The 14,007-nt window shown below is 60.8% G+C and carries 14 protein-coding genes; 10 read left to right on the plus strand and 4 right to left on the minus strand.

Features of this window, described 5'->3' with window-relative positions:
* Positions 1 to 277 precede the first annotated feature (277 nt).
* From PMI37_RS21290 to PMI37_RS21300, 3 genes are all read left to right on the plus strand, one after another.
* On the plus strand, positions 278 to 1,141 hold the full coding sequence (locus tag PMI37_RS21290; protein WP_008084815.1) for a LysR family transcriptional regulator: 864 nt from the start codon (positions 278 to 280) through the stop codon (positions 1,139 to 1,141).
* Between the two features lie 112 nt (positions 1,142 to 1,253).
* Positions 1,254 to 2,399 (plus strand): sterol desaturase/SRPBCC family protein, encoded by a 1,146-nt coding sequence (locus PMI37_RS21295; protein ID WP_008084817.1) that lies wholly within the window; start codon positions 1,254 to 1,256, stop codon positions 2,397 to 2,399.
* Complete coding sequence (locus PMI37_RS21300) at positions 2,396 to 3,472, plus strand: SMP-30/gluconolactonase/LRE family protein (protein WP_008084819.1); 1,077 nt, start codon at positions 2,396 to 2,398, stop codon at positions 3,470 to 3,472. Before PMI37_RS21295 ends, PMI37_RS21300 begins: the two co-directional genes overlap by 4 nt.
* 446 nt (positions 3,473 to 3,918) lie before the next feature.
* On the opposite strand, the gene PMI37_RS32070 is transcribed toward PMI37_RS21300, so the two are convergent.
* A complete protein-coding gene (locus PMI37_RS32070; RefSeq protein WP_008084820.1) occupies positions 3,919 to 4,083 on the minus strand; it encodes a hypothetical protein in 165 nt (54 codons plus the stop codon).
* 109 nt (positions 4,084 to 4,192) lie between these two features.
* Positions 4,193 to 4,435, minus strand: coding sequence for a DUF465 domain-containing protein (locus PMI37_RS21305; RefSeq protein WP_008084822.1), 243 nt, complete (start codon positions 4,433 to 4,435; stop codon positions 4,193 to 4,195).
* Between the two features lie 206 nt (positions 4,436 to 4,641).
* Here PMI37_RS21305 and PMI37_RS21310 point away from each other — a divergent pair, with 206 nt between their 5' ends.
* The gene (locus tag PMI37_RS21310; RefSeq protein ID WP_008084823.1) at positions 4,642 to 5,163 is read left to right on the plus strand and encodes a DUF4142 domain-containing protein; all 522 of its coding nucleotides are present in this window, start codon (positions 4,642 to 4,644) and stop codon (positions 5,161 to 5,163) included.
* A gap of 55 nt (positions 5,164 to 5,218) precedes the next feature.
* Here PMI37_RS21310 and PMI37_RS21315 read toward each other — a convergent pair whose 3' ends face one another.
* Positions 5,219 to 5,488, minus strand: coding sequence for a hypothetical protein (locus PMI37_RS21315; RefSeq protein WP_008084825.1), 270 nt, complete (start codon positions 5,486 to 5,488; stop codon positions 5,219 to 5,221).
* A gap of 251 nt (positions 5,489 to 5,739) precedes the next feature.
* Here PMI37_RS21315 and PMI37_RS21320 point away from each other — a divergent pair, with 251 nt between their 5' ends.
* From PMI37_RS21320 to PMI37_RS21345, 6 genes are read left to right on the plus strand one after another with little or no spacing between them, the layout of a single operon-like run.
* Positions 5,740 to 6,591 carry an STAS domain-containing protein gene (locus PMI37_RS21320; protein WP_008084827.1) on the plus strand — a complete coding sequence of 284 codons (852 nt, stop codon included), beginning with the start codon at positions 5,740 to 5,742 and terminating at the stop codon, positions 6,589 to 6,591.
* A gap of 2 nt (positions 6,592 to 6,593) precedes the next feature.
* A complete protein-coding gene (locus PMI37_RS21325) occupies positions 6,594 to 6,956 on the plus strand; it encodes an STAS domain-containing protein (RefSeq protein ID WP_007912539.1) in 363 nt (120 codons plus the stop codon).
* Complete coding sequence (locus PMI37_RS21330) at positions 6,953 to 7,357, plus strand: anti-sigma regulatory factor (protein WP_008084828.1); 405 nt, start codon at positions 6,953 to 6,955, stop codon at positions 7,355 to 7,357. The genes PMI37_RS21325 and PMI37_RS21330 overlap by 4 nt, the downstream gene beginning before the upstream one ends.
* Positions 7,354 to 8,364, plus strand: a complete 1,011-nt coding sequence (locus PMI37_RS21335; RefSeq protein ID WP_008084830.1) for an ATP-binding protein — start codon at positions 7,354 to 7,356, stop codon at positions 8,362 to 8,364. The genes PMI37_RS21330 and PMI37_RS21335 overlap by 4 nt, the downstream gene beginning before the upstream one ends.
* Complete coding sequence (locus tag PMI37_RS21340) at positions 8,357 to 9,232, plus strand: sensor histidine kinase (protein WP_008084832.1); 876 nt, start codon at positions 8,357 to 8,359, stop codon at positions 9,230 to 9,232. The genes PMI37_RS21335 and PMI37_RS21340 overlap by 8 nt, the downstream gene beginning before the upstream one ends.
* Positions 9,222 to 11,165 carry a response regulator gene (locus PMI37_RS21345; RefSeq protein WP_008084833.1) on the plus strand — a complete coding sequence of 648 codons (1,944 nt, stop codon included), beginning with the start codon at positions 9,222 to 9,224 and terminating at the stop codon, positions 11,163 to 11,165. The genes PMI37_RS21340 and PMI37_RS21345 overlap by 11 nt, the downstream gene beginning before the upstream one ends.
* Positions 11,166 to 11,271: 106 nt before the next feature.
* Here PMI37_RS21345 and PMI37_RS21350 read toward each other — a convergent pair whose 3' ends face one another.
* Positions 11,272 to 13,905: an excinuclease ABC subunit UvrA gene (locus tag PMI37_RS21350; protein ID WP_008084836.1), complete on the minus strand. Its 2,634-nt coding sequence runs from the start codon at positions 13,903 to 13,905 to the stop codon at positions 11,272 to 11,274.
* Between the last annotated feature and the right edge of the window lie 102 nt (positions 13,906 to 14,007).

Here is a 14,007-nt window from a genome sequence, read left to right on the forward strand (position 1 = left end):
AAGCCAGCTCCCACAGTGGACGGTGTTGACCACAAACCCTGTGATCAACATTGCCCCCTGTAGGCGTGAGCCTGCTCGCGATTAGGCCAGCCCAGCCAACATCCTCATTGGCTGAACCGACGCCATCGCGAGCAGGCTCACGCCTACAGGGTTTTGCGTTTAGGCACAGGTTTTGAAAACGCCTTTGAAATTGTGGGAGCTGGCTTGCCAGCGATGAACGATGACGCGGTACCGAGTGGACACTTACAATGCGCGCACTTCAAACACCGGCCCGCCCATGGACATCGACCTCGCCCGCACCTTTCTTGAAATCGTCCGCCACGGCAGTCTCGCCGCCGCCGCGCAAAAACTGTTCGTCACGCAAACGGCGATCACCGCTCGGGTGCAGAAACTCGAAAGCCAGTTGGGCAGCACGCTGTTCGTGCGCAACCGCGCCGGGGCGAAGCTGACGCCCAATGGCGAAGCGTTCGTGGTCTACGCCAACCAACTGGTGCAGACCTGGGAGGCCGCCCGCCGTGACCTGCCGCTGCCCGAGGGTTATCACAACGTGCTGCACATCGGCGGCGAAGTCAGCCTGTGCAACCCGCTGATGCTCAGTTGGGCCGCCGAACTGCGTGAGAAAATCCCCGGTCATGCGCTGCGCATGGAAATCCGCGATGGCGAAAACCTGCTGCACCAACTCGAATTGGGCGTACTCGACGCGGCGCTGGTCTATCAGCCGGAATACTGGCCGGGCCTGCAGGTCGAGCAAGTGCTCGAAGAGAAGCTGATTCTGGTGCGCGCCCCCGACCGCCCGGATCCCTACGTCTACATCGACTGGGGTCCGGATTTCCGCCGGCAGCACGACGCCGCCCTGCCGGAAAAGGCCAAGGCTGCGCTGAGTTTCAACCTCGGCCCGCTGGCCCTGCAATACATCCTCGAAAACGGCGGCAGCGGCTATTTCCGCACCCGCGTCGTGCGCACCTACCTGGAAAGCGGCGCACTGGAACCGGTGACCAAAGCCCCGGAATTCAGCTACCCGACCTACCTGGTCTATTCGCGCGACCGCGACTCGGCGACGCTGCAGCACGCCTTCGACCTGCTGCGCGAAGTGATCCGGACCGATGACGACTGGTCACAACGCTGGAACCCGTTGAGCTGAAGCGGCCGCTTTGCACCGGATCCTGGCGCATGTGACCTCAAGGTCTGACCTGCACAAACCGCCGGATCGGCTAATCTGCCGGGTATAACAACAATACCCACAGGTGAACGCAGTGAGGCAGACCACCGAGGCATTTCGCAGCCGCTACCGTGCGGCGATCCATCCGTTGTACAACCCGTGGCTGCACGGCACGTTTGTGCTGCTGTTCGGTGCGCTCGCCATTGGTGTGTTCTGGGGCCGAGTGCATCAGGCAAGCGCGCTTGAATGGCTGACCGTGCCGCTGACGTTGCTGTTTTTCAACTTTGCCGTGTACATGGTTCATCGCCATCTCGGCCATCACAAAAAGGCCTTCGCCAAACTGTTCTACGCGCGGCACGCCGGCGATCATCACAGCTTCTTCACCCCCGGCCACATGACCTACGACAGCGCCCGCGACTGGCGGGTGATTCTGTTTCCGGCGTGGCTGATCGTCATCCACACGCTGGTCATCACCCTGCCCTTGTGGTGGCTGTTCGCACAATTCAACGCCAACGTGGCCGGGTTGTTTGGCGGTTGCATGGTGCTCGGTTACCTGACGTATGAGGTGTTTCACGCCTGTGAGCATCTGCCGCCGAACAACCCGCTGTCCCGCTTGCCGTGGATCCGCCAGATGCGCCGCCTGCACGAGCTGCATCACCGGCGCGAGCGCATGCAGGAGCGCAATTTCAATATCGTTTTGCCGTTGATGGATTACCTGTTCGGCACCCTGTACTGGGAGCCCGAAGCCAGCCCCTTGAGCTATTCGAGAATGCCCATGACCCGCATGCAGCACCAGATCGATATCGCCGGCGAGCCGATCGCCGTCCTCGCCTACGCCGCCAGCGTCAGCCGCTGGCCAGAATGGCATCCGTCGTCGCTGAAGATCGACGGCGCGCAAGGCCCGCTCCACGCCGGCGCGCACTTCGAGGAGGATATTCATGCCGGCGGGCGTGCGGGTCACTTGCGTTGGGATGTCACCGAATATTTGCCTGGCCGGCGCTGGTGCGCACGCGCCCAAGGCGATCATGGTCTGTCACTGCTGCTGACGTATGAATGTTCAGGGGATGCCAGCGCTACACGGTTTGTTCGCACCCTCGACTACCGTTTCGAGGGCTTGGGCATGCGCATTGCCAACCGGTTACTACTCAAACGGCGCATCGAGCGCGAATCGGCCGCTTCAATGCTGGCGTTGCGCGATATGGCAGCGCAGTACTCGCTGTCAGCGAGGGCGAGCGCATGAAGCTGCGGCACATTTTTCTGCTGCTGATCGTCATCGTCATCGCCTTTTTGCTGCTGATGCCCACCAAAGTCGAACCGGTCGCTTGGACACCCCAGCCAGCGCCCTCGCTGACCGCTGGGCTGTATGCCGAAAACCAGCGACTCAACGGCACGGCACAGGTCGGGCCGAGCGACATTGAAGGGCCTGAGGCGTTGTTGCTGGAGGAAGACTTCTTGATCACCGGGCTGCACGACGGCCGACTGATCCGCACCAGCCTCGACGGCAAGGCGCGCCAGGTGCTGGCGGATACGGGCGGGCGGCCGCTGGGACTGGCGCGGCATCCGAACGGTCTGCTGGTGATCGCCGACGCGGTCAAGGGCTTGCTCTCGCTCGACGCGCAGGGCCGCCTGATCCCATTGACCACGGAGGCCAATGGCGTGGCGTTCGGTTTCACCGATGATGTCGCCATCGACCAGTCCGGGCACTACGCCTACTTCAGCGATGCTTCCAGCCGTTGGGGCTACGGGCACGACGGCGAGGCGATCATCGAACACAGCGGCGATGGCCGTCTGCTGCGCTATGACTTCCAGAGCGGCAAAACCAGTGTTCTGCTGGACAAGCTGCAGTTTGCCAACGGCGTGACCCTCGGCCCGGATGACGCCTATGTATTGGTCAACGAAACCGGCGCCTACCGCATCAGTCGTTACTGGCTGACCGGCCCCAAGGCCGGCACGCATGACCTGTTCATCGACAACCTCCCCGGGCTGCCGGACAACCTGGCGTTCAATGGCAGCAAGCGGTTTTGGGTCGCGCTGTATGCGCCACGTACGCCGCTGCTGGATGGTACGGCCGGGCATCCGTTCGTGCGCAAGATGATCGCGCGGTCACTGACGGTATTGCCCAAACCGGTGGAGAAACGCGGGTTTGTGCTGGGGCTGGATCTGGACGGCAAGGTGATCGCCAATCTGCAAGACACCAGCAGCGGCAATTATTCGCCAATCACCACGGTGCGCGAGTATGGGCAGTGGTTGTATTTCGGCTCGCTGAAGGCGACGCACATGGCGCGGTTGCCATTGGATGCGGCGCTGAAGTGAAACCGCAGGATGTGTATTGGATTGACTGACGCCATCGCTGGCAAGCCAGCTCCCACAGGTTTTTGTGTCGCTGGGGATTATGAATCCACCACCGAACGGTGTAGGAGTGAGCCTGCTCGCGATGGCGTTGGTTCAGTCAATGAGATGTTGACCGGGCTGGCTTCATCGCGAGCAGGCTCACTCCTGCAGGGGGGGAATGTTGATCGCAGGGTTTGTGGTCAACACCCTCCACTGTGGGAGGTTTTGCTGTCGCTGGGGATTATGGATCTAACACCGGACGGTGTAGGAGTGAGCCTGCTCGCGATGGCGTTGGTTCAGTCAATGAGATGTTGACCGGGCAGGCCTCATCGCGAGCAGGCTCACTCCTACAGGGTGCAATGTTGGTCACAGGGTTTGTGGTCAACACCCTCCACTGTGAGAGCTGGCTTGCCAGCGATGGCGGTCTGTCAGTTGCTGGATTTATCGAACTTGTCGGGATCTTCGTCTTCCGGCAATTCTTCATCCGGCTCATCAGGATTGGCCGTGGTGTGCGCCGGGCTATTAGGCTCGGGATGCGTCGGAACCGGGTCAAAAGCGCCCTGCTCTTCACTGGGAAATTTGGGATCGTTCATAAGGCACCTCGCAAAGAGTCGCTGATTGAAGACTCTGAACATTCGAGGTGCCGGTCGTGGCTGTCGTTCCCGTCAATCCGCAACCGCAGGTCGGCGGATCAAACGTGGATCATGACGATATCTGTAAATGGCTGACGATCTCGTCCTTGACCTTCAGACGCTTCTCTTTGAGTTTTTTCAGTGTGTCGTCGCTGGGGGCATCCGATGTGGCCGTTTCGGCCTTGACCACGTCGGCGTCAGCCTGAGAATACTTGTTGATCAGTGAATCCAGTCGTGGATCCTGGGTGCGTTTTTGCTGGATCTCTTCCTTTGTGCAACTCAAGTCCTGAAACAGGTCATGGGAAACCGGCATGGAACACCTCCGTCAGTTGATCGGCTGGCCAACGCGACCGATTGCGCGGGCCAAGTATCAGAATGGCCTTGGTTGGACGGTTCTGTCGACCACCTGTCAGACCAGCGGTGCCCGTTCGTCGCCCTGTCGCAAATGCGATAAAACCTTTATTCGCCGCGTTGCCTCCATTGCATAACACCCATAAAAACCTGCGTGGAGATACACCAATGGACGGATTCAACCTGCGTCATCTGTTTTTGGCTGTCGCTTTGAGCACCGGCATGGGCAGCGCTTTCGCCGCCACTGACAATGACTTTGTCGATAACGCGGCCGCCGGCGGCATCGCCGAAATCGAAACCAGCCGTTTGGCCCTGGAAAAAAGCGCGTCTGCCGACATCAAGGCCTTCGCCAACATGATGATCACTGACCATGGCAAGGCCAACGATGAACTGGCGAGCATTGCCAAGGCCAACGATATCGAAGTCCCGGATACCACGACACTGGTCAAACAGGCCAAGGAAAAAATCCTCGACCTGCGCGATGAGTCTTTCGATGCCGCTTACGCCAATAATCAGGTGAAAGCCCACGAAGAAACCATCGAGCTGTTCAAGAAACAGGCTAATACCGTGACGGATGACAAAGTCAAAGGCGCTACCGAATTGAAAGCGTTTGCGCAGAAAATGCTCCCTGCGCTAGAAAAACACCTGGCCGCGGCGAAAGAGTTGCAGGCCAAACACCCGAGCAAGTAACTGTCCATAAAAAAGGCCGCATCCATTGGATGCGGCCTTGTCATGTCCGCCGATCTTAACCGCCGTCCGTATCAATATCGGCATCCGTCTCCTCCCCCGGCTTCGCCCGATCCGGCTTCGGCTCGAAACCCGGACTGAATTCATTGTCGTTGTCCGTGTGCTGATTCTTCTGATCCACCGCCGGGTCAGCGCTTTGCGCCTGTTCTTTATCACCCTGTTGCTGCGTTGGCGCCGGTTGCCCCGGCACTTGCGGGTCGATCGCCGGGTCGTTACGGTTGATCGGTTCGGCGGACTGATTCTGTTGTTGCTTCGATTGCTCGTTCATGTTCACCTCGGTCGTCAAAGCAAGCGCGACTGAAACCAGTCGGGCCTTGAACATTCGAAGGCTGGCCCGCGCCAACGTTCAAAACATCTCCACTCCTTGCCACGCCGACTAAAGTTACCGGGGCGTTCTTTGCGCCAGATCAAAAATATCCTCGCGGCAACGAACAACTATTTCAAACGGCAAATGTCATTGATTCCGCGCCGGTCATTTTTCCACGATCGGCCCCTAATTCGCTACGGAGCAACAGGCACATGGCAGCACTGCAGAACAGCACACTCGATGCGATGAAAAACAAACAGACACAACTGCTGGGCGAATGGGTCAACGGGCTGGAAACCAGCGGTGCCACGCGTAATTTGAAAGGTCACGATGTACAGCAACAGACCAGCGAGTTCCTGCAATTGGTGGTCAGCGGCCTGGAAAGCGACAACGGCACCAATATCAATGCCCCGGGCTGGGAATCGACCCGTCAGTTCCTCGAAAAGCTTTCCCACAGCCGCGCCCTGCTCGGTCAGGATTCGCAGCAGACCGCCAGCTTCATCTTCGCCCTCAAAGGCCCGTTGTTTAACCTGCTCCAGGCCCATTACAAAGAACAACCGGCACTGCTCGCCGAACAACTCTGGGAAGTTTCCGAGCTGCTCGACGCGTTCGGCATGCACACCATCCGTACTTTCCAGAAATCCCGCGAAGCGGTGATCAAGCGTCAACAGGAAGAATTGCTGGAGCTGTCGACCCCGGTGGTCAAGCTGTGGGACGGCGTTTTGGCGCTGCCGATGATCGGCACCCTCGACTCGCAGCGCACCCAAGTGGTGATGGAATCGCTGCTGCAGCGCATCGTCGACACCGGTTCGGAAATCGCCATCATCGACATCACCGGCGTGCCGACCGTCGACACCCTGGTTGCCCAGCACCTGCTGAAAACCGTCACGGCGATCCGCCTGATGGGTGCCGACTGCATCATCAGCGGCGTGCGCCCGCAAATCGCGCAAACCATCGTGCATCTGGGCCTCGACCTGCAAGGCGTGGTGACCAAGGCCAATCTGGCTGACGCACTGAAACTGGCCCTGACCCGTCTGGGTGTCAGCCTCATCAAGACGGCTTGAATATGGAACGTATCCCGATTCTTCAAATGGGCAAATTCCTGCTGGTGACCATTCAGGTCGACATGCATGACCAGCTTGCCCTCACCTTGCAGGACGACTTGTCCGAGCGCATCAGCAAGACCTCGGCGCGTGGCGTGCTGATCGACATCTCTGCACTGGACATGGTCGACTCGTTCATTGGCCGAATGATCAGCACGATCTCCGGCCTGTCGAAAATCATGGACGCCGAAACCATGCTGGTCGGCATGCAGCCGGCAGTGGCGATCACCCTGGTCGAACTCGGCCTGACGCTGCCCGGTGTTAGCACGGCATTGAACGTCGAGCGCGGGATGAAACTGCTGCAGGAACGAGTAGACCGGCAATGACCGTGCGCAGTAGCGGTACTCAACCCATCCATATCGAGCAAGACGTGGTACTTGCGCGGCAGACCGCGCGCAAGCTCGCCACCGAGTGCGGCATGCGCCTGATCGACCTGACCAAAATGGTCACGGCCGTCAGCGAACTGGCACGCAACACCATGGTGTACGGTGGCGGCGGTGACATGGACTGGCAGATTCTCGATGAGGATCACAAGGTCGGTCTGCGCCTGACCTTCCGCGATGAAGGCCCGGGCATTCCCGACTTGAAACTGGCGATGACCGATGGCTGGACGTCCGGCAGCGGCATGGGGCTGGGCCTGACCGGCGCCAAACGGCTGGTGGAAGAGTTCGAACTGGACACCGAGCCCGGCAAAGGCACTCGAATAACGATTACCCGATGGACATGAATATCGGCACAAGCCTGACCCAAGTGCTGCCGATCGAGGACAGCAGCCAGATCGGCTACGCACGGCGTACCGCGCAGCAACTGGCCGAACGGCATGGCTTCGATGAGCGTGATGCCGGACGCGTGGCACTGGTGGCGACAGAGTTGGCCAGCAACATACTCAAGCACGCCAGCCACGGTGAAATGCACCTGAGGGTGTTGCCGCGTGCCAATGGTTTCGGCATCGAAATGCTCGCCGTAGACCGCGCGCAGGGCTTTGATCTGGAGGCTTGTCTGGCCGACGGTTTCTCGACCGGAGGCACTCAAGGCATCGGTCTTGGCTCAATATCACGCCAGACCGAAGTGTTTGATGTGTACGCCGATGCCCGTGGCGCGGTGTTGTTGGCGCGACTGTATCCGCGCACCGATCGGGCGCCGGACATTCGTTTCGGAGTTAGCCAGCACTCACTGCACAACGATCCTGCCTGCGGCGATGTCTGGCACCTGGCCTATGAAGACGACAACATCAGCGCGCTGATCATCGACGGCCTGGGCCATGGCGAAGAAGCCGAACGCGCCGGTCTTGCAGGCGCCGAAACCTTTGCCCTGACACCCTTCGCCGAACCAGTCATGCTGATGGAAGATCTGCACCGTGACATGATCGGCAGCCGTGGTGGCGCCGTCGCGTTCGCCCAGTTCGATGCGCGGCGCGACCGCCTGACCTTCGCCGGCGTCGGCAACATCGGCGCCAGCCTGATCGCCGCCGACAAATCCCGCGGATTGGCCTCGCACCCGGGAATCGTCGGCGTGCAATACCGGAAAGCCCGGCCCTTTGACTATGCTCACGTGAACGGACATCTATTGATCATGTACAGCGACGGCTTGCAGTCCCGTTGGAACCTTCAAGACTACCCCGGCCTGGTGCACCGCCATCCCGCCGTGATAGCCAGCGTCCTGCACCGCGACTTCTGTCGCGGGCGCGACGATGTAACGGTGCTGGTCGTTGCCCTGGAGGCCGCCCATGGCTGAGTCGCCGATTCTCAACAGCGCCGAGCAGACCGCGCTGATTGCGCAGTTGCAGAGCGAAACCGCGGCCCTGCGCGAAGAACTCGATGAAACCAATCAGGGCGTGCTGGCCCTGTACGCCGAACTCGACACCCAGGCCGAAGAGCTGCGTCAGGCCTCGGATCTGAAAAGCCGTTTTCTGTCGTACATGAGCCACGAATTTCGCACGCCATTGGGCTCGATCCTCAGTATCAACAGCCTGCTCGCCGATGAACTCGACGGCCCGCTCAGTCCCGAACAACACAAGCAGGTGGCGTTCGTCAGCACGGCTGCGCGCGAACTCAGCGACATGGTCGATGACCTGCTCGATCTGGCCAAAATCGAGGCCGGGCGCATCACCATTTCTCCGGCGTGGTTCGACATGTTCGACCTGTTCTCCGCCCTGCGCGGGATGTTCAGGCCGATTGTCGATGCCTCGGCGGTCGATCTGATCTTCGAAGAACCGGTCGGCTTGCCGCGCCTGTACACCGACGATAAGAAGCTCGCACAGATCCTGCGTAACTTCATTTCCAACTCGCTGAAGTTCACCACCCGTGGCGAAGTGCGGGTATCGGCGCGGCTCGAAGGCGTCGACAAAGTGCGTTTTGCCGTGAGCGACACCGGTATTGGTATCGCTGCCGAGCTGCATGGCGCATTGTTCGAGGACTTTTCCCAGGTCGACTCGCCGTTGCAGAAGCGTTTGCGCGGTACCGGGCTGGGCCTGTCGCTGTGTAAACGCTTCGCGGCCCTGCTGGGCGGTGAAGTCGGGCTGGAAAGCACGCCAGGGGTCGGTTCGACCTTCTTCGTGATCATTCCGCTGGCGATCGCTCTGGAGAACGTCGATGAAACGTGACATCCGCCTGTTGATCGTCGACGACAACGTCGCCACTCGCTACGCCCTGCGCCGACGCCTGGAGCGTCACGATTATGAGGTGCTGGAAGCCGGCACCGGCACTGATGGGCTGGCGCTGATCGAAAGCGAGCCGCTGGATGCGCTGATCCTCGACGTCAATCTGCCCGACATGAGCGGTTTCGACATCGTGCGGATTTTGCGCGCTGACGCGCGCACGGCGTTGCTGCCGGTGATCCATGTTTCCGCTGCATCGATCCAGACCGGCGACATCATCACCGGCCTCGACGCCGGTGCCGACGCTTACCTGATTCACCCGGTCGATCCCGACGTGTTGCTGGCGACCCTGCGCACGCTGCTGCGAGTACGCGACACCGAAAATGCCCTGCGTGAGAGCGAGGCGCGCTTTCGCGAGATTTTCGTCAACGTCTCGGCACCGATTGCGGTGCTTGATGCACATTTGAAAGTGCATGAATGCAACCACGCTTTCGCCCAGTTGATCCTCGACAATCAGGATCCGCAAACCCTGCGCGAATGCTTCGCCGACGATCAGAGCGCGATTCTCAACGAACTGCGTCTGCGCCTGGTCGATGGCGAGCGCTGGAAAGGCACGCTGAACATGCGTGTGCTCGGCGAGCTTCGCGAGACCGAGTGGCAGATTTCGCCCTATCGCACGCCAGAGTTGAGCCTGGTGTTTGTCGAGGACGTCACCGAGCACCGTCATCGCGAGCGCTCGCACCTGGCGCAACTGAACGACACCACCACGCAATTGGCCAAGGAAGTCGCCGAGCGCGTGCGCGCCGAATCGCAACTGCTGCAAGTGCAGAAAATGGATGCGTTGGGCAAGCTCACTGGCGGCATCGCGCATGACTTCAACAACCTGCTGACCGGGATCATCACCAGCCTGGAACTGATCCAGAAACGCGTCGCCGATCAACGTCTGGACAAGGTGCAGTTTTACTCCGAGGCCGCGCTGAATTCGGCCATGAGTGCCGCGTCGCTGACCCACCGTCTGCTGGCCTTTGCCCGCCAGCAACCGCTGGATACGCGGCCGGTGGACATCAATGAGCAGGTGCGCTCGCTGGAAGAATTGCTGGTGCGCACCATCGGTGAACGGATCAACCTCAAGCTTGAGCTGACATCGAAACCGGCAATTGCGCTGGTCGACCCGGTGCAACTGGAAAGCGCTGTTCTCAACCTGGTGATCAACGCTCGCGATGCGCTGCCTTCGGGTGGCAACATCTGGGTCAACACCTATGCCGCCTACTCCCATGGCGATCCGAATCTGGCCGATGGCGCGTATGTGGCGTTGTCGGTGCGCGATGACGGCACCGGGATTGAGCACAATGTCATCGACAAGGTGTTTGACCCCTTCTTCACCACCAAACCGCTGGGCCAGGGCACCGGGTTGGGGCTGTCGACGATCTATGGTTTTGCCCGCCAATCCGGGGGTGACGCACACATCCGCAGCGTGGCGCGGCGCGGCACCGAGGTGACGATCATGTTGCCGGCCACCAGCGATCCGACCGGCGCTGATGTGCCGTCACCGGTTGTCGATCCACAAGGCACGGGTGAGCATGTGTTGATCGTCGAGGACATGCCGTCGGTGCGCATGTTCGTCACCGAAGTATTGGAAGACGCGGGTTACCGCTGCACGCAGGCGGCGGATATCGAAACGGCGCTGGAGCGCTTGCAGAACGATGCTTCGATCAACCTGCTGCTGACCGATGTCGGCTTGCCGCGCATGAGTGGCCGTGAATTGGCAGACGTTGCGCGGGGCTGGCGCGAGGGTTTACCGATTCTGTTCATGACCGGGTATGCAGAAACGGCGATCAATCGGCAGGTGTTTCTGGGCAGCGGCATGGACATGCTGGTCAAACCGTTCCAGATCAGCGAACTGCTCGAAAAAGTCCGCCGCACCCTCGACGGCGCCTGACAGACCGTCATCGCTGGCAAGCCAGCTCCCACAGGGATTAGTGTCATTTACAGAACCAATGTGGGAGCTGGCTTGCCAGCGATGGGGCCAATAAGGGCACCAAATCTTATCGGTTCAAGGCACGGGCCAAAAACGGCGCAGTCTTGCTCTTCTTGCTCGCCGCAACCTTCTGCGGCGTGCCAGCGGCGACAATCCTGCCGCCCTGATCCCCCGCTCCCGGCCCAATGTCGATCACCCAGTCACTCTGCGCAACCACGCGCATTTCGTGCTCGACCACGATCACCGTATGCCCCGCCGTCACCAGCGTGTCCAGCTGTTCCAACAGCCGATCGACATCGCGCGGATGCAACCCTGTAGTCGGCTCATCCAGCACATACAACGTCGCGCCACGTTGATTACGCTGCAGCTCGGTGGCCAGTTTGATCCGTTGCGCTTCACCGCCGGAAAGCTCCGTGGCCGGTTGCCCGAGCCTTAAATACCCGAGGCCGATATCACGCAGCACTTCCAAAGAACGCCGAATCCCCGGCTGCCCGGCAAACACCGTCACCGCCTCATCGACGGTCAATTTCAGCACCTGCGCGATGCTCAAGCCCTCCCAAAGAATTGCCAGCGTCTGCGGGTCGTACCGCGCGCCATGACAGGTCGGGCACGGCGCGTACACGCTGGGCATGAACAACAATTCCACGCTGACAAAGCCTTCACCCTCGCACGTGGCGCAACGGCCCTTGGCGACGTTGAAGGAGAATTGCCCGGCGTCGTAACCCGCAGCCCTGGCTTCGGGCGTCGCGGCGAACAGCTTGCGCACGTTATCGAACAGGCCGGTGTAGGTCGCCAGATTGGAGCGCGGCGTGCGGCCGATGGGTTTCTGATCGACTTGCACCAGCCGTTTGATCGACTCCAGCCCTGACGTGACCTGGCCGCTGCTGAGCTGCGGCGCATCATCTTCAAGGCTGAGTTCTTCAGGCTCCGCCTCGGCAGTCGGCCGCCCGAGTTGCGCGCCGACCAGCTCCAGCAACGCCTGACTGACCAGACTCGACTTGCCGGACCCGGACACGCCGGTCACCGAAGTGAAGCAGCCCAGCGGGAATTCAGCGCTGAGATTATTCAGGTTGTTGCGAGTGATACCGTCCAGTTTCAACCACGCCGTCGGCTTGCGTGCCGCACGGATTGGCCGTCCGGTTTCGGCAAACAGATAAGCGCGAGTCTGCGACGCTTCAATCCCGGCCAATCCTGCCGGAGGGCCGCTGTACAACACCTGCCCACCCTGCTCGCCCGCCGCCGGGCCGACGTCGATCAACCAGTCGGCGCGGCGCATGGTTTCCAGGTCATGCTCGACCACGAACAGCGTATTGCCGTCAGCTTTCAGCCGTTGCAAGGCCTCGAACAGCGCCTCGCCGTCCGCCGGGTGCAAACCGGCCGAGGGTTCGTCGAGCACGTAGATCACGCCAAACAGTTGCGACCCCAATTGCGTCGCCAGCCGCAAGCGCTGCAACTCACCGGACGACAATGTCGGCGTGCTGCGCTCCAGCGCCAGATAACCGAGGCCCAGGTCGGTCAGCGTACTGACCCGCTCCAGCAGATCCTCGGCAATGCGTTGCGCCGCCAGACGTTTCTCCAGCGACAGGTTCGGCGTGTGTCGCACGTCCGGCGCGCTGGCATGCCCACTGGCGCCATGGGCCACCCGTTGCTGACGGGCCTCACGGGTTTGCGCGTGGCTCAAGGTCTCGCCGGTTTCCTCGGCGTGCTCCAGATAACTCTGCGCCGCGACGGGCCGCAACACCTCGGCCACTTGCAGCAACGGCATCTGCGACAGCTCGCCAATGTCGTAGCCGGCAAAGGTCACCGACAACGCTTCACGCTTGAGGCGTTTGCCGTCACACAACGGGCAAGGGCTGCCGAGCATGAACTGCGAAACGCGCTTCTTCATCAGCGCACTTTGCGAGTGGGTGAAGGTGTGGAGGATGTAGCGGCGCGCACCGGTGAAGGTGCCTTGGTAGCTCGGCTCCATTTTGCGCTTGAGGGCGACGCGGGTTTCTTCCGGGGTCAGCCCGGCGTACACCGGCACGGTCGGGGTTTCTTCGGTGAAGAGAATCCAGTCGCGCTGCTTTTTCGGCAGTTTCTTCCACGGGATGTCGACGTCGATGCCCATGGTCACGAGAATGTCGCGCAGGTTCTGCCCTTGCCACGCCAGCGGCCAGGACGCCACAGCGCGTTGGCGGATCGTCAGGTTCGGATCGGGCACCATCAGCGCTTCGGTGACTTCGTAGACCCGGCCAAGGCCATGACACTGCGGGCAGGCGCCCTGCGGGGTGTTCGGCGAGAAATCCTCGGCGTACAGCATCGCCTGCCCCGGCGGGTAACTGCCGGCACGGGAATAGAGCATCCGGATCAGACTCGATAACGTGGTGACGCTGCCCACCGACGAGCGCGTACTCGGCGTGCCGCGCTGTTGTTGCAGGGCCACGGCGGGCGGCAGGCCTTCGATGGAATCGACGTCCGGTACGCCGACCTGATCGATCAGGCGTCGTGCATACGGAGCCACCGACTCGAAGTAACGCCGCTGCGCTTCGGCGTACAGAGTCGAAAATGCCAGCGAGGATTTGCCCGAACCGGACACCCCGGTGAACACCACCAGCGCATCGCGGGGGATGTCGATGTCGACGTTCTTCAGGTTATGTTCACGGGCGCCCCGCACTCGAACCATGCCGGCGGGCGCTTTGGAGTTACGCTTGGAAGTCATTGGCGGGCCTTGATCGGAAGATTGCTTGAAAAACTCTGGTGCCAGATCAGATCTCTATGACTAGTGAGTTTTGTGTGACAGGTGAGTTCCTGTGGCGAGGGG

It is taken from the genome of Pseudomonas sp. GM80, assembly GCF_000282515.1.
Taxonomy (GTDB): Bacteria; Pseudomonadota; Gammaproteobacteria; order Pseudomonadales; family Pseudomonadaceae; genus Aquipseudomonas.